The sequence below is a fragment of the Saccharothrix sp. ALI-22-I genome, from assembly GCF_001984175.1.
Classification (GTDB): domain Bacteria; phylum Actinomycetota; class Actinomycetes; order Mycobacteriales; family Pseudonocardiaceae; genus Actinosynnema.
On record NZ_MTQP01000060.1, the window covers coordinates 36,671 to 57,530 of the forward strand.

General features: G+C 68.2%; 13 protein-coding genes. 7 read left to right on the top strand and 6 right to left on the bottom strand.

Annotated elements, in window-relative coordinates; genetic code table 11:
* Positions 1-40: 40 nt before the first annotated feature.
* From ALI22I_RS19795 to ALI22I_RS19815, 5 genes are all read right to left on the bottom strand, one after another.
* Entirely contained in the window at positions 41-1,294 is a 1,254-nt protein-coding gene (locus tag ALI22I_RS19795; RefSeq protein WP_077007015.1) for an MFS transporter, read from the bottom strand.
* 40 nt (positions 1,295-1,334) lie between these two features.
* On the bottom strand, positions 1,335-2,369 hold the full coding sequence (locus ALI22I_RS19800; protein WP_202971018.1) for an isopenicillin N synthase family dioxygenase: 1,035 nt from the start codon (positions 2,367-2,369) through the stop codon (positions 1,335-1,337).
* Positions 2,366-2,968 (bottom strand): TIGR00730 family Rossman fold protein, encoded by a 603-nt coding sequence (locus tag ALI22I_RS19805; RefSeq protein ID WP_077007016.1) that lies wholly within the window; start codon positions 2,966-2,968, stop codon positions 2,366-2,368. The genes ALI22I_RS19800 and ALI22I_RS19805 overlap by 4 nt, the downstream gene beginning before the upstream one ends.
* The gene (thyX, locus tag ALI22I_RS19810) at positions 2,968-3,741 is read right to left on the bottom strand and encodes an FAD-dependent thymidylate synthase (protein WP_202971019.1); all 774 of its coding nucleotides are present in this window, start codon (positions 3,739-3,741) and stop codon (positions 2,968-2,970) included. The genes ALI22I_RS19805 and thyX overlap by 1 nt, the downstream gene beginning before the upstream one ends.
* 256 nt (positions 3,742-3,997) lie before the next feature.
* Positions 3,998-6,880, bottom strand: a complete 2,883-nt coding sequence (locus ALI22I_RS19815) for an AfsR/SARP family transcriptional regulator (RefSeq protein WP_083751859.1) — start codon at positions 6,878-6,880, stop codon at positions 3,998-4,000.
* A gap of 711 nt (positions 6,881-7,591) precedes the next feature.
* On the opposite strand from ALI22I_RS19815, the gene ALI22I_RS19820 reads away from it, so the two are divergent.
* The 4 genes from ALI22I_RS19820 to ALI22I_RS47850 all read left to right on the top strand — a co-directional run bounded on the left by ALI22I_RS19820 (position 7,592) and on the right by ALI22I_RS47850 (position 13,340).
* A complete protein-coding gene (locus tag ALI22I_RS19820; RefSeq protein WP_077007019.1) occupies positions 7,592-10,507 on the top strand; it encodes an AfsR/SARP family transcriptional regulator in 2,916 nt (971 codons plus the stop codon).
* Positions 10,508-10,701: 194 nt separating this feature from the next.
* Entirely contained in the window at positions 10,702-11,772 is a 1,071-nt protein-coding gene (locus tag ALI22I_RS53765) for an integrase core domain-containing protein (protein WP_077007020.1), read from the top strand.
* A 170-nt stretch (positions 11,773-11,942) separates the two neighbouring features.
* On the top strand, positions 11,943-12,926 hold the full coding sequence (locus ALI22I_RS47845) for a recombinase family protein (RefSeq protein ID WP_083751860.1): 984 nt from the start codon (positions 11,943-11,945) through the stop codon (positions 12,924-12,926).
* A complete protein-coding gene (locus ALI22I_RS47850) occupies positions 12,927-13,340 on the top strand; it encodes a zinc ribbon domain-containing protein (RefSeq protein ID WP_083751861.1) in 414 nt (137 codons plus the stop codon).
* A 233-nt stretch (positions 13,341-13,573) separates the two neighbouring features.
* Here the strand turns inward: ALI22I_RS47850 and ALI22I_RS49375 are convergent, their stop codons facing one another.
* Positions 13,574-17,569 carry a hypothetical protein gene (locus tag ALI22I_RS49375; RefSeq protein WP_077007021.1) on the bottom strand — a complete coding sequence of 1,332 codons (3,996 nt, stop codon included), beginning with the start codon at positions 17,567-17,569 and terminating at the stop codon, positions 13,574-13,576.
* A 207-nt stretch (positions 17,570-17,776) separates the two neighbouring features.
* Between ALI22I_RS49375 and ALI22I_RS19845 the strand changes: the two genes are divergently transcribed.
* The 3 genes from ALI22I_RS19845 (at position 17,777) to ALI22I_RS53770 (ending at position 20,769) form a co-directional block, all read left to right on the top strand.
* Positions 17,777-18,418, top strand: a complete 642-nt coding sequence (locus ALI22I_RS19845) for a recombinase family protein (protein ID WP_143532307.1) — start codon at positions 17,777-17,779, stop codon at positions 18,416-18,418.
* A complete protein-coding gene (locus ALI22I_RS19850; RefSeq protein ID WP_143532308.1) occupies positions 18,415-19,479 on the top strand; it encodes a hypothetical protein in 1,065 nt (354 codons plus the stop codon). Before ALI22I_RS19845 ends, ALI22I_RS19850 begins: the two co-directional genes overlap by 4 nt.
* A gap of 192 nt (positions 19,480-19,671) precedes the next feature.
* Entirely contained in the window at positions 19,672-20,769 is a 1,098-nt protein-coding gene (locus ALI22I_RS53770; RefSeq protein ID WP_077007024.1) for an integrase core domain-containing protein, read from the top strand.
* The last annotated feature ends 91 nt before the right edge of the window (positions 20,770-20,860 follow it).

Consider the following 20,860-nt stretch of genomic DNA (forward strand, 5'->3'; position numbering starts at 1 on the left):
GCCCTTCGTTCAAAGTTCCGGAGTCCCGCCGTGGACGTGATCAGGACGTCCGGCCGCGGTGGCCGCCGAGCACGAACACCGACAGCAGGCTCAGGACGGTGAGCAGGACCCACGGCCACCCGGATCCGTAGGACAGGAGAGTGGTGAACACGACCGGGGCCACGGCGCCGCCGACGTTCCACGAGAGCTGGAACACCGCCAGGTGCCGGCCGCGGCGCGCGGGCGGGGAAAGGGAGACCGACAGCGCGCTCACCGCGGGCGACTGGACCAGCTCGGCCAGCGTGTAGATCAGGATCGCCACCACCATGCCCGGGATCACCAGCCAGCCGGGCAAGATCCCGACGAAGCCGAAGACGGCGAACCCGACGGCGTTGAGCACCGCGGCGGCCGCGATCACCCGCGGCGCCGGCCTGCGCTCCACCCACCCGGCGACCGCGGGCTGCATGACGGCGACCAAGACGGTGTTGACGGTCAGCAGCACGCCGGCGAGCCACACCATGCCCTCGATCGTCTCGACGATGTAGATGGCCAGCAGGACGCTGAGCACCATCGCGCTGAGCACGAAGACGAAGTTGACCGCCACCAGCCGCATGAACGCGCCGTCGCGCAGCACCGCGACGTACCCGGCGCGCTCCTCCTCGTCGGAGGACGAGGCGTGCTCCTCGTCCTCGTCGACGACCGGCGCGGGGTGCCACGAGATCAGCAGCCACGCGGCCAGCACGTAGCTGACCGCGTTGGCGATCAGCAGCCAGTTCATCCACTCCACGCCGCCGACGCCGACCACCAGCGCCGCCAGCGCGCCGCCCAGGCCGACACCGGCGTTGCGCATCGCCTGCATCAGCCCGAACCAGCGCGTGCGCTGGTCCGCGGTGGACGCGAGGGCCACCAGCGAGCCGTACGACGTCCAGTACGCGCTGACCCCGACCTGGACCACCAGGCCCATCAGGGCCACGTGCCAGAACTCGTCGGCGAACAGGTAGGCGACGAACCCCGCCCCGGCCACCAGGTTGCCGCTCGCGGCCACGGCGCGCGGGCCGAACCGGTCGACCAGCGGGCCGAACAGCGTGGGAGCGGGGATGGCCAGCAGTTGCGCGACCGTCAGCGCCAGGCCGACCTCGACCAGCGACATGGACGTCGTCCGGGCGAAGTAGACGACCTGGAAGGCGAACAGCAGACCGCTGCCGAGGCTGTCGATACCGCCGGCGGCCAGGAAGCGCGCGTGGCCGCGGACCTTCGGCAGGCCCCACCGCGATACCGGCTTCTCGTCGTCGGGCAGGGTCGTGGAGTCAGACATGGTTGTCCTTCACAGGGAAAGGCTGGGAACTCCGCGACGCTCACCCGCCGTAGGCGCGGCGGAACTTCTCCGTGATGTACTCGCCGGACTGCACGGGCGCGTACTTGGGCGGGTTGTCCTCGTCGGTGCAGGTGGGGATGCACGCGATCAGCGCGTCGTAGTTGGGCTGGTGGAAGAAGGGCACCGAGTACCGCTCCCGCGCCGCCTGCTCACGCGTCGGGTTGACCACGCGGTGCACCGTGCTCACCCAGCGGTCGTTGGTCCAGATCGCCATCAGGTCGCCGATGTTGACCACGAACGAGCCCTCGATCGCGGGTACGTCGACCCACTCGCCGGTCTTGTCCAGCACCTGCAACCCGCCCGGCGCGTCGTCCTGGTAGAGGATCGTCAGGCTGCCCCAGTCGCTGTGCTGCCCCTTGCGGAGCTGGCCCGGCTTGGGCTCGACGAGCTGCGGCGGGTAGAAGTTCGCCGTCAGGTTCGTCATGTGCTCGTCGATCTTGTCGTCGAACCAGTGCTCCGGCAGGTCCAGCGCCAGCGCGAACAGCCGCATCAGCTCGGTCGCGAGGTCCTCCATGGCCGCGTAGTAGGCGCGGTAGGCGTCGCGGAAGCCGGGCACGTCCGGGAACCGGTTCGGTGTGGTGAGCAGCGGGTCCGAGCCCGCGGGCAGCGCCGGCGCGCCGGGCTCGCCCAGCCGGTTGAACGTGAAGGTCTCCGACAGGTCAGGCAGGTCGCGTTCGTCCTCCACGTCGGCGTCGGAGTTGGACGCGGCCAGGCTGCCCTCGCGGCCGAACCCGCGCATCAGCGGGTCGGCGGGGTCACTGAGCAGGGCCAGCTTGCGCGCTTCGGGCAGCGCGAAGAAGTCCCGGGTGGCCCGGTACATCTCGTCGATGGTCTTCTCGGGCACGCCGTGCCCGACGATGGCCAGGAAGCCGCTGATCTCGCAGACCCGACCGATGGTCTTGGCGACCCGCAGGCGCGCTTCCTCGTCGGAGCCGCGGGCGCTGGACACGTCGATTACCGGCACGTAGCCGTCGACCAATGTGACCGGGCCGCCGCTCAGCTCGGAGAGTGTCACGACGAAAGTCCTTTCCTGGTGGGATGTGTCCGTACGTCGGTCGCCCACCTCGGCGTGGGCGGCGCCCAGGTGTCGAGGGCGGCCAGGAACGCCTCGGCGTCGGTGACCGGGATCAGCGAGAAGTCCTCGCCCGGGCGCAGGAAAGCGGTGGCGGTCATCCGGTCGACCATCGCCAGCAGCGGATCCCAGTAGCCCTCGACGTTCAGCAGGGCGATCGGCTTGGCGTGGTGGCCGAGGATGAGCGCTGCCCAGACCTCGAACAGCTCCTCCAACGTGCCCAGCCCGCCGGGCAGGGCGACGAAGCACTCGCCGTACTCGGCCATCAGGTTCTTGCGCTCGTGCATCGTCGGTACGACGTGCAGCTCGTCCAGCCCGGTGTGCGCGATCTCCGCGTCGACCAGCGACCGCGGCATCACGCCGATGACCCTGCCGCCGTTCGCCAGCGCCGTATCGGCCAGCAGTCCCATCAGCCCGGTGCTGCCGCCGCCGTAGACGATGTCGCAGCCCGACTGGACCAGGGTCCGGACGAACCGCTCCGCCTCGCGGGCGAACACCGGGGAGTTGCCCGGTGCCGACCCCGCGTACAACGTCACCCGCATCAGGGCGCCACGCGGCCGTAGGACTCGAACGCGGCGTGCGTGATCGGCATCAGCCGGCGCCACTCCTCCTCCATCGCCTCGGCGACGACGGCGATCTCGTGCTGCGGGTGCGACGGGTATGCGGAGTCCATCCGGTTGGTGCGCAGGCTCAGGAAGTGCATGAGCGCCCGCGCATTGCACGTCGCGTACAGCGTGGAGTACGTGGCGCTGGGCAGCACCATCCGGGCGATCTCCTTGGCCACACCCCGCAGCAGCAGCTCGTTGTAGCCCGCATAGGCCACGCCGTAGGAGTTCCGGGCGATTTCGAGCAGCCGCTCGTGGTCGCCGTCCTCACCCGGCACGTACTCGTAGTGCCCCGGCTTGCCCTTCTGCCGCAGCATCCGGTTGTGGTCGGGCACGTAGAACACCGGCCGCACCTCGCGGTAGCGCGCGCTCTCCTCGTTGAACGACCATGTCCTGTGCCGCATCATGTGCCGCACCGTGAAGATGGGCGCGGAAACCAGGAACGTGAAGGTGTTGTGCTCGAACGGGCTGCCGTGCCTGCACTTCATCAGGTACTTGATCAGCCCCGCGACGTTGCCGTCCGTGAGGTCTTCGGTGTGCGCGATCTCGCCCACGGTCGAGACCCGGGCGGCGCGCACGACCCCGAGGTCGCTGGCGTGGTGCTGGACCAACTGGACGGTGATCTCACTCTTCAGCTTCAGTTCATCCACCGGGGCCGCGCCGGGCCGCACGAGCTGTTCCTCGGGGCGAACTGTGACTTGACTGGTCACGACTGGACATCCATTTCATCTGATCGCGGGAGAACCACCCTGCGGTCCGCAGGGGAAGGCTTGCGGGTCTGGATTCTCGCCCATGCCGCTATCGTGCCGACATTGTCGGGACATCACCCGGCCGATAGTTGACGATAAGGGCGCGATTGTGGCCCGATATGAATCCCCGGTAATGTCCGTGACATCCGCCGGGCGCACCTTCGGAGCGAGAAGTGGACAATCGAATACCGGGAGTCGAGCGTGGTCGACGCGCCGCTCACGAACACGGGACCGCCTCGTCCTGGTCGTGGGCTAAGGGGTCCGTGCCGACGCGGAGGTCCGACGGGCCGATGACTTCCGACGGACCGATGACTTTCGTCGTCAGCTCCTTGAGGTCCCGCGCCTCGCGCAGCAGCCGCTCGGCGGCGTAGTGGTGCCCGAGACGGGCGTTCACCGCGCCCAGCCGTTCCAGCACCCGCACCTGGCCCACCAGGTCGCGGCCCGTGCGGACCACGGCGAGCAGCTCCATGAGCAACTCGTTGGCCTCGTGGAGCTGCCCTCGGCGCAGCAGCACCTCGCTGAGGGAGTGGCGGACCTGCGTCTCGACCCGGCGGTTGCCGGTCGGCGGGCACAGCACCAGCGCGTGCCGCAGGCGCCGCTCCGCGGACTCCACGTCGTCCAGGTCCAGCTTGATCGTCGCGATCTGGTTCCACACGTCCGCCTGGCCCAGGTCGTCGCCCACAGCGGCGAACTCGGCGGCGGCCTGTCGGTAGCCGTGCAACGCCCGGTACCAGTCACCGCCGAGCTGGTCGACCATGGCGAGGTTGCGCCGCGAGATCGCCAGGCCGTGGGTATCGCCGAGCGCCGTGAACAGCGAGAACGCGAGCATCAGCGCGTCCTGTGCCTCGACCGTCCGGCACCGGGTCAGGTGCAGCGAGCCCAGCGAGCACAGCAGGGCGGCCTCGCCGCGCACGTTGTCGGCGCGCCGCACCGCGACCAGCGCGGCGGCGTGGGTGTTCTCCCAGTCCTGGAGGTAGCAGCGGACCTCGAACAGGGCGACCAGCGTCACGGCCAGGTCCCAGCAGTGCTCGTCCAAACCGACCCGCGCGGTGGACTCCACGGCCGCGACGAGGTTCGCGCGCTCCTCCTCCAACCACGCCAGCGGGTCGGCGAGGATGCTTTCGAGCTGGTCGCGCGGCGGTGTCCAGCGCGACGCGGAGCCGTGCAGGACCGTGCTGCCGTCCCGGCCGTAGATCCGGCCGTGGGCCTCGCGAGCAAGGCCCAGCCAGCCCGCCGCCACCCGCTGGTGCGCGGCGGCCACGTCCTGGGGGAGTTCGCAGGCACTTAGGCGGTCCCGGGCGAACAGCCGGATCAGCTCGTGGAAGTAGTAGCGCGGGCTCACCTCGCCGTCGTCCGCGACGACCTCGATCATCTGCGCGTCGACCAGCAGTTCGAGCAGGTCCGCGCCGGCCGGGTCGTCCAACAGCGCGGCGGCCACCCACGACGGGAAGCACGGCCCGTCGAGCGTGCTGAGCAACCGCAGCAGTCGGCGTGCGTCGGCGGGCAGGCTGTCGTAAGACGGCGCGATGCTCGCCCGGACGACCATTTCGCCGTGCGCCAGCTCATCGAGCCGGCGGCGCTCGTCGGACAGCCGGCGCAGCATCCACGACAGCGTCAGCCTGGGCCGGGCGGAGATGCGCGCCGACACGATCCGCAGCGCCAGCGGCAACCCTCCGACGAGCCTGATCAGCGCCTTGGCGGCTGCGGGCTCGTGGAGCACCCGGTGTCGGCCGACGACGTTCACGAGCATGTCGGTCGCCTCGTCGGGCTCGAAGGCGTCCACCTCGAACACCCGCGCTCCGGGCAGCCCGGTGTGCCGCACGCGACTGGTCACGATCACCGCGCAGTCGCCGTTGCCGGGCAGCAGGTGCCGGACCTGGCTCTCCGACGCGGCGTCGTCCAGCACGATCAGCATCCGCCGCTTCGCCATCAGGTGGCGGTACATCGCCGCGCGCTCGTCCAGCGTGTCGGGGATCGCCTCGTACGGGGTGTTCAGGGCTCGCAGGACGCGGCCGAGCACGTCGGCGGGGTCCTCCGGGGTGGCCCGGGTGCCGCCGAGCTCGAAGTAGAGCTCCCCGTCGGGGAAGTGGACCTCGCCGATGAGGCGCGCGACGTGCACGGCCAGCGTGCTCTTGCCGACGCCCGGCTTGCCCGTGAGCACCACGATTCGCCCCGCGCGGGAGTCGGTGAGCAGGTCGGTGATCCGGCCGGTGAGCTCGGTGCGGCCGGTGAAGTCGGCGATGTCGGCCGGCAACTGCCGCGGTGCGGCGGCGGTCCGGGTCTCGACCACCTCCGCGGCGCCCCCGCACCGGTCCAGGCTGGAGTCGCCGGTGAGGATCGCCCGCTCCAGCTCACGCAGCTCAGCGTTCGGCTCGATGCCCAGCTCGTCGATCATCAGCTCGCGGCCGACCCGGTAGCACTCCAGCGCCTCGGCCCGCCTGCCCGAGCGGTACAGGGCCAGCATCAGCTGGCCGCGCACCCGCTCGCGCAGTGGATTCTCCTCCAACAGGGACGAGATCTCGCCGATCGTCCCGTGGTACCTGCCCAGCTTGAGCAGCAGGTCGATGCGCGCCTCCTTGGCCGCGAGCAGGCTCTCGTCCAGGTGGGCGGCCTTGGCGCGCAGCAGCAGGCTCTTGATCCCGCTCAGCGCCGGCCCGCGCCACAGCCCGATGGCCCTGGTCAGCGTCTCCTCGGCCTCTTCCAGGCGGTTCTGGTTGGCCAGCGCGTCCGCGTCGCCGACGAGCTGGAGGAACACCCGCGAATCAAGGTGCCCGTCGCGGACTTGGAGGAGATAGCCGGGTGGGCGGGTGACCAGCGCACCCGCCCGGTCGATCTCGGCGAGGTTGTTGCGCAGCGCCGAGACGCAGATCTGCACTTGCGCACGGGCGGTGACGGGCGGGGAGTCGCCCCAGATGGCTTCGATGAGCCGGTCGGTGCTGACGACCCGGTTGGCCTCCAGCAGCAGCGTGGTGAGCACGATCTCCTGCCGCCCCGGCGCCAGCCGGAACCGTTCGGCCCGCTCGTGGTCGACCTCGATCGAACCGAGCACCAGGTAGGTCGGCTGCACCAGCACACGGCTGGGTTCGGTTAATCGCGCCATCTATCCTCACACCGTCCGTCGGTTCGGGGGAAAGGCCGTGCTCGAACTCCGACCTGCGAACACAGGAGCGGCAGGGTAGTGAGTCCGACTTCCTCGACGTCCCTGGTCGAGGAAGTCCAGGTCTTGAAATCGAGCGGGTGATAGCTGATCCCTATGACTCGTCGCGCGGCGCCGGGCACGCCGATGTCCCGATCGCCTGAACGGCTTGGTCAGCTGATCGCGTCGTGGATCCTGATTTCGTCGGACTTGCCGCCGTGGTCATACGTTGCTCTGGAACGTCGGCTCAACATTGTCGATCGATTCCTCCACCAGCGGGAGCGGGAAGCACGAACAACCGTGATCCGCGCGTCTGGACATCGACTGGACGGTGACTGGACAGCGCCCGAGGCCCGGAAAGGCTGATTCCACGGTCCGACGACTCGATCGGACGACGTGTGACACCAGGCGGGGAGCCCGCAGTCGGCTCTCCGCGAACCCACTACGGCCGGCTCACCGACCACCTCGTCTCCTCGACGCGCGGTCCCGACCGGCCACGGGTGCGCACCCTTGCGGGTGGGTCCGAGGACCCCATCGCCTTCGACAGTGATCAGTCGATGTTCCTTGAGCCGCCTGAGGACTCGTCTGGATGGCCGCTGGAACGGCTCTGGACGGCGTGCCAGCATGGAACCTCCGCACTTCCCGCCGCGTTGATCAGCATGATGGGGGTCGTGAGTGCTGGTCGTCCAGGTGCTCGGCCCCATCAGGGCCTGGCGTGACGGCACCGCGCTGGCGCTCGGCCCGGCCGGCCGCAAAGCCGTGTTCGGCTTGCTCACCCTCGCCCACGGCAAGCCGGTGACCCGTGCCGAACTCGTCGACGCGTTGTGGGGGGAACGGCCGCCGCCCAGCGCGGCCAACGTCATCCACACCCACGTCAAGCACCTGCGGCAGCTGCTCGAACCCGACCGCGGCGCCCGTTCGCCGAGCACGACCATTCCTACCGTGGGCGACGGGTACGCGCTGAGCCTGTCCCCGGACGCAGTGGACGTGTTCCGGTTCCGCTCGCTGGTCGCCCGCGCCGATTCCGTGCTGCGCGACGAGCCCCGGCAAGCCGCAGACCTGCTGGGCCAGGCATTGGGGTTGTGGCACGGACGTCCGCTGGCCGACGTGCAGGTGCTCGCCGCCCACCCCGGGGTCGTCACGTTGGCCGGGGAGCACCGGGCGGCGCTGGCCCGGTACGCCGAGGTGATGATCGCGATCGGGGCGGCGCGCGACGTGCTGCCCGCGCTCGTCGAGGACGCCGCCGAGAATGAACTCGACGAGGCGGTGCACGCATTGCTCATCCGGGCGTACACCGCGGCCGGCCAGCGGGACAAGGCGTTCAGCACCTACGACACGGTGCGGCGGCGCCTCACCGAGGAACTCGGTGTCGGCCCCGGACCCGAACTGACCGCCGCACACCTCAACGCGATCGAGGAGACACCCGTCGATAGCGCCGGCGCACCGGCGGAACCCCCCATCACGTCGCCCGGCGTGAACCAGTTGCCCGGAGACGTGTTCGGTTTCACCGGCCGGCAGGCGGAGCTCGCCGAGTTGGACGGGGTGGTGGGGGTCGAGCGGTCCGGGGTGCCCATTGTCGTCGTGTGTGGCACGGCGGGTGTGGGCAAGACGGCGCTCGTGCTGCACTGGGCTCATCGGATCCGGTCGCGTTTCCCCGACGGGCAGTTGTTCGTGGATCTGCGCGGCTACGACTCGCGGTTGCCGGTGGCGGCGGGTGATGCCCTGAGCCGCCTGCTCGACGGGCTCGGCGTGACCGGCACGGACGTCCCGGTCGATCATGATCAACGCGCTGCGCGGTACCGGGCCGAACTGGCCGACCGGCGGGTGCTGATCGTGCTCGACAACGCGTCGACGGTCGATCAGGTGCGACCGTTGTTGCCCGGCACGTCGGGTTGTCTGGTGGTGGTGACCAGCCGCAACAGCCTGGCGGGTCTGGTCGCGTTGCACGGTGCCCGCCGGCTTGAGGTGGGCCTGTTGCCGGAGTCGGACTCGGTGGCGTTGTTGCGCGCGCTGGTGGGCGAGCGGGTGGGCCGGGAGCCCGCGGCGGCGGCGGAGTTGGCCGGGCAGTGTGGTCGGTTGCCGCTGGCGCTGCGGGTGGCCGCGGAGTTGGCCGTGTCCCGGCCGGCCAGCGCGCTGGCCGAGTTGACCGGTGAGCTGGCCGACCGGCGACGCCGGCTGCGCGTGCTCGAGGCGGGCGATGACGCCCGCGCCGCCGTGCGGACCGTCTTCTCCTGGTCGTATCTGCAGTTGCGGCCCGAGGTCGCGCTGGCGTTTCGGCGGTTGGGTCTGCATCCCGGGCCGGACGTGACGCCGTTCGCGCTCGCCGCCCTCACCGGGGGCGACCCGGAGGAGTCGCGCCTGGTCCTGGAGGTGTTGGCGCGCAACCACCTCGTGCAGCCGGTGTCTGGTGGCCGGTTCGTCGTGCACGACCTTCTGCGTGCCTACGCCGAGGAGTTGGCGGGTGAGCACGATCCGGCGGCGGAGCGGTCGGCCGCCGTCGAGCGGCTGCTCGCCGCCCACCTGGCGGCCGCGTCGGCGGCGATGGACCTGCTCTACCCGGCCGACCGCCCCTACCGACCCGACGTCTCCGTGACGCTACCGCTCGCGTTCCCCGCCGCCGACGCCGCACGCGCCTGGCTCGACGCGGAACGGTCCACGCTCGTCGCCCTGTGCCGCTTCGCCGAGCGCGACGACCGGCCGGGCTACGCGGTCGACCTGGCGAACACGCTGTACCGGTACCTGGAGGGCGGCCACTACGCGGACGCGTCGACCATCCACGAGTGCGCGTTGCGCGCCGCCCAGCGGGCCGGCGAGGACAGCATGCTCGCTGCGGCGTTGACCAATCTCGGCGCACTGCGCCGGCTCCTCGGCGACTACGACCAGGCGGCCGGGCACCTGCACGAGGCGATCGAGCTGCACCGGCGGACCGGCGACCACTACGGCGTGGCACGGGCGTCGTCGAACCTCGGCATCGTCCAGGAGCGGCTCGGGGAGTACGAGGAGGCGGCGTCACTCCACCTGGAGGCGCTGGCCCTGCACCAGCGGCTGGGCAGCCGGTACGGGGAGGCGGCGGCGCTGCTCAACCTCGGCAACGCGCACAGCCGCCCTGGTCACCACGCCGGTGCTGTCGAGTACCTGGAACGCGCGCTGGACTTGTTCCGCCGTCTCGACGACGCGGTCGGCCAGGCCAGCGCGTTGTCCAACCTCGGCGCCGTGTGCGCGAGCCTGCGGCGCTACCCGGACGCGGTCCGGCACCTCTCCCGGGCACAGGAGTTGTTCCAGCGCCTCGACCACAGCTACGGCGTGGCGTCGACCCTGAGCAACCTGGGCAACGTCTACACCCGGCTCGGCGACTGGTCCCAGGCGCACCACTGCTACACATCCGCCCTGGAGATGTTCCGGGACATCGGCCACCGCTACGGGGAGGCGGCCGCCCTCAACGGTCTCGGTGAGACCCTGCGGATAGCGGATCGACCGGGCGAGGCCCGCGCCGCCCACACCAGCGCCCTGCGGATCGCCACCGAGACCGGCGACCAGGACGAACGCGACCGCGCCCGAGCCGGCCTGGGAGCCGCCCGCCGGCAGGCGTAGGCACGTGGTGGCGGAGCTGGAGGCGGATGGCTGGATCGAGCGGCCGGCGTGCCGTCCGACCGGCGCGACTCCATAGTCCGGATCACCGACCGCGGGTTCGCCGTGCTGGAGCCTGTGGGGTGCCAGAACTCTGCGCGCGGGCGCTGAGCTGCGGTAATCGCGCATCATGTGGTGTAGGGGCATGATCGTGAGGTGTGGCGCTACGACTGCTTTACTTGATCTTCGTGCGGCTCGTTGGCTGGCTGGTCCTGCTCGGCCGGTCATCGACGGCCAAGGACGTGGAGCTGCTGGTGCTGCGGCAAGAGGTCGCCGTGCTGCGCCGGACCAACCCTCGCCCGCGGTGGAACTGGGCCGACCGCGCTGTGCTCGCCGGGCTGGTTCGCCGACTCCCTCGGCTGCTGCGCGAGCACCGGTTGGTGACACCGGGCACCGTCCTGCGATGGCACCGACGCCTGGTCGCGAGGAAGTGGACCTACCCCTACCGCACCGGCCGACCTCCGATCGACGACACCATCGTGGCGATGATCGAGCGGATGGCCCGGGAGAACGCCGGGTGGGGCTACCGCCGGATCCAGGGCGAGCTGCTCAAACTCGGCCACCGGACAGCAGCCTCAACCGTGCGCCGCGTGCTCAATCGCCTGCGGGTACCGCCCGCGCCCCAGCGTGACACCGACATGCCATGGCGGCGGTTCCTCCGCGCCCAGGCAGCCGGCCTGTTGGCCTGCGATTTCTTCCACGTCGACTGCGCGGTCACCCTCAAGCGGGTCTACGTGTTCTTCGTGATGGAGGTCGCCACCCGCTACGTGCACATCCTCGGCATCACCACCAACCCCGACGGGACATGGGCCGCGCAACAAGCCCGCAACCTGCTCATGGATCTGGGTGACCGGGCCGACGGCTTCCGGTTCCTCGTCCGCGACCGGGCCAGCCAGTTCACCGCCTCGTTCGACGCGGTCTTCTCCGGCACAGGCATGCGGGTTGTGAAGATCCCACCGGGGTGTCCACGAGCCAACGCCTACGCCGAGCGGTTCGTCGGGACCGTCAGACGCGAAGTCACCGACCGGCTGCTCATCATCAACGAACGCCATCTGCGGGTCGTGCTGGACCGCTACGCGGCCCACTACAACCACCGCCGACCCCACCGAGCACTGCAACTCGCACCACCACGACCAGACCGGCCGATCACAGAGCCGGGCTGCACCTCGATACGCCGTCAGCCGGTTCTCGGCGGCCTGATCAATGAGTACGAACCCGCAGCCGCCTGACCGCAGGTCACACCACATGGCCGACTTTTGGCACCCGACAGGGCGTCGATGTCGTGACGGCCCGGATCGGACAGTGGGGTGATGGTGTGCGGCCGATCGGGCCTGTCCCAATCCACGTTCTCGCCGCCGTGCCAGCCTCGAAGTTCGAGTGTGGACGAGGGAGGCGGATCGTGGCGGCCTTGTGCGACCGAGACGTGCTGACCGACTGGATGGGACTGTGGACCGAGGACGACACCTACGGCGCCCGCGGAGCCCATCCAGGACCTGCCGCGGTGGGCGGGTTGCGGTTCGCCTTCTACGGTCGCACCTCGACCATCGAGCACCAGGACCCGGAGACCTCGCGGGCATGGCAGCTGGAAGTGTGCGAGGTACTGGTCGCCGGGCGTGGTCGGATCGTGGTGCAGTTCTTCGACGCCGGTCGGCCGCGTCGTGATCGGTGGCGTGATCGTCCGGAGGCGGCGGAGTTGTTGGCGGCGATCCGGGATCCGAATCGCGGGTTCGACGCGATCGTCGTTGGGGAGTTCGAGCGAGGGTTCGCCGGGGATCAGATCCAGCACATCGTCGCGTTGTGCCGTCGGCATGGTGTGCAGGTGTGGTTGCCCGAGGCGGGCGGTCCGCTTGACCTGGACGACCCGGAGCATCGGGCGCTGATCAGGATGTTGGGGGAGCAGTCGCTGCGTGAGGTGATCCGGGCCCGGCACCGGGCGATGGCCGCCATGCGCATCCAGACCCGTGACCACGGCCGCTACCTCGGCGGCCGTGCGCCTTACGGCTACCAGTTGGTGCCCGCAGGCGTGCACCCGAATCTGGCCGAGGCCCGTCGCGGGCGGTGTGTCTACCGCCTGGAGCCTGACCCGGAGACCGCGCCCACGGTGCGGTGGCTGTTCGCCGAGCGTCGAGCCGGGCGCAGCATGAAGGACCTGGTCGTCGCGCTCAACCGGCGAGGCGTGCCCTGCCCGGCTGAGCATGATCCGGAGCGCAACCGACATCGGACTCGTCGTCGGTGGACCGCACAGTCGGTGGCCTCGATTCTGGCCAATCCGCGCTACACCGGCTGGCAGGTGTGGAACCGGCAGAGCGTCGACCACGACCACCACACCCCGAGTGAGCGCAGGCGTCGCCGAGTCACGAGGTGGAACCCGACCAACCACTAGGTGCTGTCCCGACAGCGTGCCCACGCCCAGTTGGTCAGCGAAGCCGACTTCGTCGCGATCCAGCGCATGCGCTCCAGTCGCCCGAACCAGCACGGCGAGGCCCGCGAGTACTTGTTCGCCGGGCTGTTGCGCTGCGGCGTCTGTAGCCGGCGGATGGACAGCCACTGGGTGCACGGCCGTCCCGGCTACCGTTGCCGCCACGGCCGCACCGGTCCGCGTACCGAGCGCATCCCGGCCACGCTGTACCTGCGTGAGGACCACCTGATCACCGGGATCAGCCACGCCTTGCACATGCCCGTGGCCGCGAGCCCGAGCCGCGTCGCCGCCCAGCTCCGCGCCCGCCACATGATGATCGTGTGCACCGCCGACGGAGTGTCGGTCGAGATGCCCCGCCCGATCCTGCTGGTCGCATAAACACGAAACCACGGGTCCGATCTGATAAACTCAAGATCGAACCCGTGGGGTAAAACTGTGTCCGATTCCCCACTCCCCTTGAAGGGGAGTGGCTCATAAGTGCAGCTTAGCAGGCCTTCGGGGCGCCTTCGCAAGAGTGGGGAATTCCCCACTCGAACTTTCAGCCAGCGGAATAAGGTCGGTCGACATCGGTTGCTGTCGGTCACCGAAGGCGGTCGGTGCCGACTTGGGATTCAGCCTGTGCGCGGGCGACTGATGTCGAGCACATAGGGTGCGATGTGCATTCCCTGATTGCGTGCGTCATTCGCCTGCTGTCGCAGTCTATCGAGTAGCTCCTCCGATGCCGGAAAGGTCGATCGTGACCAGCTTTGTGGGCGTTGCTCTGGAGTGATCCAATAGGCCAGGTAGACGCCGTGGCTGCGTCCGATCGGGATGAGGTAGCGGTCGATGAGCTGGTTGGACATCGCGGTGAGCAGTTCGTGGTTGTCCGACCTCTTCGCCTCGATGGCAACCAGGGCATGATCGCTCGACTGCGAGTGCGCAGTTGCCGTGAGGTCGATGCGGGTGCCTATTCCGCCTCGGTCTCTGTTCCGGACGACGTGTACTTCACGGTTGACCACGACGCCTGAGGCCAGCAGCTCTTCGCATCGACGTCCGATCCAGTCGGAGATGTCGTCTTCTGTTTGAGGCTGGTTGCCGTTCCAGATGTCGCGGAACGCCCCTTGGTTCTTGATCGTGTGTTGCAGCTTGTCGAGTTGTCGTAGGACGACCTTGACCAGGTCGGCGTCGTCGTGGACGAGGCGTGCGTCGGAGCTCCGGAGAAGTTCCAGGAGATCCTGTGGCGTGGTGCGTGCGAGTGTGAGTTCGGCTTGGCGGGTCTTGGCCGTGCGCAGATAGGTGGTGGTGATGATGCGTTGGTCGAGTTCCGGGCGATCGTGTCGTAGCGCGACCAGTTCGTCGACACTGCCGGTGTCGGCGAGTTGCCGGAGGACCCGAATGCGGAGGTTCTGGGCATGGTGACGGGAGTCGGTGTACCCGGATCGCAGAGAGTCATCGTCTGCGTAAGGGTGGGTGGTGAGCAGGACCGCGGCTGCCTTGACCAGATGGGTGTGGTCGAGGCGGGTGATGTCGAACCGCTGGGCAAGGCCGGCCACGGTGTCTGCGGTGGGTGGATTGGCGGCGAGTTCGTCGATGATCGTGTTGGGTGCCAGTGCCGCGAGGTGGACTTGGGCACGGCCGATGAGCGCAGAGCGGTTCTCGCGGGTGAGACGTAGACAGGTCTCCAGTGCGGTGGCGGTGGGGCCTTTCTGAGCCAGGAGGTCGAGGAGCCCGCGGGCGAGTTCGCCGCTGTAGCGGTCGTCGAGGAGGCGGTGGGCGAGGTCGTCCGCGAGATGTGGGGCGAGGTATCGGTAGACGGGCTCGGGACTGAGGCTCTTACTGGCTGCTTCGAGGTCGTCGAGGTGGCTGAGTGCAGCGTCAAGTACTGGTTGGCGAGCTTGGTCGAGCGCAACGTCGAGAAGCTTTCCCCGCATGGTGATGTTGCGCTCCGGGTGGATGACCCAGGTGGCGATGATCGAGTGGCTCCATGTAGCCCACACCGCAGGGTCCAGGTCGGCGATGGCCGCTGGCGCATGGTAGGCAAGGGTGCTGAGTAGACGCACACCCTCCCAGTCGGGGACGACGACGGTGGGATTCAGCGATTCCAATCCGCACCACTGCTGGTGGTCGGGTGTGTGGGCGTGCAGGTAACGCAGTCCGCCGAGCAGGGTTGCGTGGCGCTGCTCCTCGGTGAGGTGCTGCCAGCCTGGGCGTTGGGTGAGGTCTTCCCCGAAAAGGGGATCAGAGTCTCCTTCAGCCAGTTGGTAGGTCAGCTGCCACCACGACGTAGGGCCTGCGTCGAGGTGGTTGAGTAGCTCGGTGGCGGTGCGACGCGCGGTCGTGCGCTGTTCGATGAGCCCTTGTTCGTAGGCGTGATCCTCGGCCGCGAGCTTGCGATGTTGAGCTACATCGGAGGAGTTCACATCGACGGCGCCGCGGAGATGGTCTGTGGCGGCGTACGCGGGATGGTCCTCGGGCAGAGTGAGGATGAGATCGGCCGTACTGGCCGGAACGTCAAGCAGGAGTTGCGGCAGGCAATCGATCAACGTTTCGGCGACTCCGACGGGAAGGGCCGGAAGCCGGTCCAGGAGCCAGGGCACGTCATCGTGGATCAGCAGACCGGTGCTGATGACGGCGTACCAGGTTCGAGGATCTAGGCCGGCGAGATCGATGGCCAGTGCGCGTCGGCGGTCGACAGGCCCCTCGATCCATACGGCTGCTTCTCGTGGCTTGACGCGGTGCCAGTAGTGGCTGCGGACACTGGCCGCCAGTAGCTGAGCGAGAGCCTGCCGTGTCGCAGTGTGGTCGGCGTGCTGCCAGGCGCGGCGGATCAGGCCGACGGGCAGGTCGTAATAGTGCTTGAGCAAATCCGAGTCGTCGTCGATGCCCGCGGCGAACGCACTGATGAATCGGGCCAGGTCGTCTTCGGGGATGCGGTCGGCGAGCGAGTGCAGAGTCCGACGGTAGTTGCCGTGGAACGTCGAACGGTGGGGGCGTAGAACCGCGCTGAGGTCGTCAGTGCTCAGCAACCGCGGATAGAGCACGTCGAGGGTGGTGGAGTAGACCTGGTTGTCCTCGTCGGTCGGGTCCGGGTCGAGCAGGGAACGCAGGGAGCAGCGGATGGTGTCGTCGCCGAGCCGATCGGCCGCGATGATCGCCCCTCGTCGGGCGAAGTACCACCTGCGGTCCTGGGCGGCGTCGGCGAACGCGGAGGCGAGCCGCGTGCACTGGCCTGCGACGGCCAAGCGGGCCAGCCACCACAGGTGTTGAGAGGTCGCCGGTCCCTCGACCAGGTGGCGTGAAAGTTGATCCTCCAGCGCGGAGTGGACCAGTCCCTTGAGGTCGAGGCCCGACTCAGGCATTTGGTCATCCCGTGCCGCCGTGTCCAGTAGTGCCTCGACGACCGCGGCACGAGCGGTGTCGGAGGTGAGTTCGACTGTGGCAGCGGAGAAGGCGAATGTCGTGACGTTGTCGGCGATCAGCTGTTCAACCAGTCGTGGCTTCAACGCGGCCAGCCACGAGGCGACGCCGATCCTGGACGGAGGAAGCACCCCGTTGACACTGGTGCCGAGCAAGTCGGCGACCTGCTCCGGTGCGGCGTCGCGATCGACGAGGTAGGCCGCCGCCAGGTACTCGGCGTACATCTGGTGCCGGAACGTCACAACTCCGGGAGCTCCCGGATCGAACAGCGCGGTTCCCAGTACGTCCCCGTAGTCCTCGGGAGTGATCGGGCGGGTGGGCTCGATGGATTCGGCGCCGGAAGGGAGGCGGTCGACACTGAGCGTGGCCTCATCGGCGGCAGGCGCCAGGCTCAGCGCTTGAGTACCGGAGAACACGGTGAAGGCCCCGAGCCGTTTGGCGATCCTGCGAGCCTGATCGAGTGGCATTCTCGGCCGCACCTTGGTGTTCGGCTCGGCGAGGAATCTGTCGATCTCGAACTGCATTGCCTCGACCGATCCCGCCGGCAGCCGTCCCTGGACGGTCCAGTACCGCGCGGTGGTAAGCAACTGCCCGGCACAGGCTGACAGCCTGCCCAGACGAGCGTCGATCAGCGCTTCGATGAACCTCACGCCGTCGTAGCCCTGAACCGAGACGACGGACTCGGCAGTGGCACGGTCCAGCGGCAACAGCTTCCACTCATCGAAGCCGGGCAACCCGCGCTTCAGCGCCGCGGTGAGCGATGCCTCCCAGGCCGCAGAGCGGCAGGCTAGACGCCACGGCACACTCCGCGCCGCCTCGGTGGTGAGTTCCTCCTCCAACCACTGAAGCAGACGAGGATCGTGCAGCACCGCCTGGTCCAAGCCGTCGAGGTAGACCGGACGCTGCTCTCCGCAGGCGATACCGATCTTCCGTTCGAGGTTGTCCCTGGTCAGCGGTGCCGCGTTGAGGTAGGTCGCGTTCGGCTCATGCTCGGAGAGCGCCTTGCAGGTCGTCGTCTTGCCCGCACCGGCCGCCGCGAGAACCGCGAAGCTGTGACCGGTGCCCGGCAGGGCGCTGACCGCTGTCGGCCGCACGTACTCACCGAGGCACCACTGGTTGTCCGACACCGGCAGCAGGAAACCGTGCTCGTCGAGCAGCACCGGTCGCTGTACGGGCAGCACGTAACGACTCAGTTCGCCAGCATCGGCCACCTTGACACCTCCGAACCGCTATGGGTTTGCCGAGCGTACCTAGAACAGGACTCTGCTTCTGCGCTGCTCGACATACACAGACGTCTCAGGAGGCTAACTCCGTGTTCTGGCCATGTTGTCACAATGTCATCCGGCCTGACGGTATACCCTTAGCTGTCCGATGCCGTGACAGGAACCAGACGGTCCGACACGAGCTCTGGAGGGCCAATGGTCGCGACTTGGGTCGAGCTGCCTCGGCCAATGACGGTCAATACTGAGCCGTCCGAACATTTCCGGACCGACTACGTCAGCGCCTTCAGCGTCCACCAGTTGCCGGTCATCCGACCGGACTCGGTCACCCGCGCTAAAGTCACCCAGGTCTTCTTTAAGAAAATCTCCACCCACGCGCTACGTCGTCCTGAACTGGACAAAGCTGTCACCCTGGCCGTACTCGAGCACAAGCGGTTCGGCCGCAGGGTTGAGCTGGCCGCGCTCGCCGAGCAGTTGCGTACCGCGAGCATCGGCCTGAGGTTCCTCACCGACGAACTGCAAGGCTCCCGCGAACCGGACGGCGTTGCGTCCATTGTATTGGCTGCGCTGTCGGGGACGAAGCGCGGTTACGACCGCGACCGCGCTCTCGACGGACATGAAGCTGCCCAGGTATGCGGCGAACGTATCGGCGGCACCGCCGAGGTCATGCTCCCCTACGCCATGTACCTGCGCGACCAGCAGGACGTCAGCCTGCGCGACATTGTCTCCCATCTCGTCATCAGCACATGCAAGAAGAAAGGCCGGTACCCCTTCCCGGTAACCATGCTGCGCATATCGGGCAACCACGACCAGTGCAGCTCTGTGGCGACCAGATCATGAAGGTTGTGGATCGGGCGTGGCCGCTGTGGGCCGCCACCGCGACCGTCGACGACACCGGTCCCGTCTGGGTAGCTGCGGATGAGTCCGGCTCCTCAGGCGAGAACCTCGTCGATCCGCAAGGCGGCGTGTTCGCGCATGCCTCTGTGCGGATCGACGATGAGACCGCAGGTCCGCTCCTCGCCGACCTGCGCCAGCAGGCCGGGGCCACCCAGGCTCCCGAGGCGAAGTTCGCACAATTCAGAACCAGACGCGGACGAGAAGCCCTAGCTGGCGCATTGGCACCCGGCGGTGCCCTGGAGAACCGAGTCGTCATCACAGTTGCCGACAAGCGTTACCTGATCGTCTCCAAGATGATCGACTTGTTGGTCGAGGAACTGACCCATGAGCGAGGCATTGACCTCTACGTCGACGGTACGGCCCGGAACTTGGCGCTTACCCTCTTCCGAGACGGTCCTCGCGAACTGGGCGAACTATGGGATCCCTTGATGGCGAGCTTCGTCAGCCTGGCCAGGGCGACCCAGCGCGGCGGAGGCAAGAAGGAAACCGTCGACTCGTTCTTCGCCCGGCTCGGCCAAGCACAGTCGCACTGCCGGCGGCGGTCGGTCGAGCCGCTGCTGGACCTGCTGCTCCAGACCCGCGCTCACGCCGACGACCTCGTGTTGTCCACGGCGCAGCGCCACTCGCCGCTGTTCCCTGGCCTGGATCCGCTCGTCACCATGCTCCCGATGACGATGCACCATGCCTACGCCGACCACGGCGCCGTGCGGTTTCTACACGACCAGCAGAAGCTCTTCAGTCCTGAGTTCGTCCAAGAGTTCTTCCCCTTGCTGTGGTACGTCCACCCAGATTTTGCAGGCCACGTCCCACGCACTCGGGTGGCGGAGTTCTGGACGGGTGACTCTCGCGAACATCCCTCTATCCAGCTCGCGGACCTGGCTGCATCTGCCGGTCGAGTCGTGGTCGAAGACCTGCTTGGAAGTCCAACCGAAATCGGAGACGCTTTGAAACCTGCAGTCATGCCGTTGATTCGTGAGCATGTGGCGGCAAACCTACCGCTCTGATGCAACTGTTTTTACTGACGTCAGTCGGCCGGGAGTCACACTATAAGTGTGCGGGGAGTTCCGGGTGACGTTGTGCCTGCCGACAACCTCATCCATGCAGGTAGAGAGCGTATGAAGCTCAAGACCTCGAAGCGCTCACCGGCAGGGTTGCCATCCGTCGTAACGTCGACCAGCACGGCATGATGACCGGCTGTGCTGCTTCGACTGGCCTACCTGGGCGTGGCCAACGCCTTCGCATTGCTGCGCCTGCTGCCCATGAGCGACCGGGACAAGGACGCGGAGATCCTGGCGCTACGGCACCAGATCACCGTCCTGGAACGCCAACTCGGCAAGACCCGTCCGCGGTTCTCCTCCGGCGACCGGGCGTTCCTCGCGGCACTGCTGCACCGACTGCCGATTGAGTCCCTTCGTCGGTTCAGGCTGTTGGTACGCCCGGAGACGGTCCTGCGCTGGCACCGCAACCTCCTCGCCCACCGCCACGCTGCCCAGTCCCGCCCCAAGCGCCCCGGCCGTCCACGAACCGTTCGCTCGATCCGGCTCCTCGTGCTGCGCCTGGCACGAGAGAATCCCACCTGGGGCTATCGCCGCATCCACGGCGAACTACTCGTGCTCGACGTCAAGGTCGCAGCCTCCACGGTATGGCAGATCCTCAAGGACACCGGAATCGACCCAGCTGCCAAGCGCGCCTCGACAACCTGGTCGGCCTTCCTCCGCTCCCAGGCCAACGCACTACTGGCCTGCGACTTCTTCGAGACATCCACCCTGATCGGCACGCGCCTGTATGTGCTTGCGGTCATCGAACACGCCAACCGCCGGATCAGGATCCTGGGCGTCACCGCGCACCCGACCGCGTCCTGGGTCACCCAAGCCGCCAGGAACCTCGCCATGGACCTCGAAGACGCGGGCAGCTCCATGCGGTACCTGATCCGCGACCGGGACGGGAAGTACCCAGCGCTGTTCGATGCCGTCCTCGCCGACGCGGGCATCCAGGTCGTCCTCACCGGCGTCCGGATACCGCAGATGAACGCGATCATGGAACGCTGGATCCGCAGCTGCCGCCGCGAACTCCTCGACCGAACGCTGATCTGGAACCAACGGCACCTGCTCCACGCCCTGCGCCAGTACGAGCACTTCTACAACACCCACCGCCCCCACCAAGGCATCGACAACGCCCGACCACTACAACCACTGCCACAACCGACCACCGACCAAGCAGTCGTCACCCGACTCGACATCCGCCGACGGCAACGACTGGGCGGCATCCTCAACGAGTACCACCACGCCGCCTGACCTGCACGGACGGGACTGTTTCAAGATCGGTGTGTTCGGCCCGACACGCCGGGCCCGGGGTCCGGCGGGATGGGCACTGTGAGTGATGACA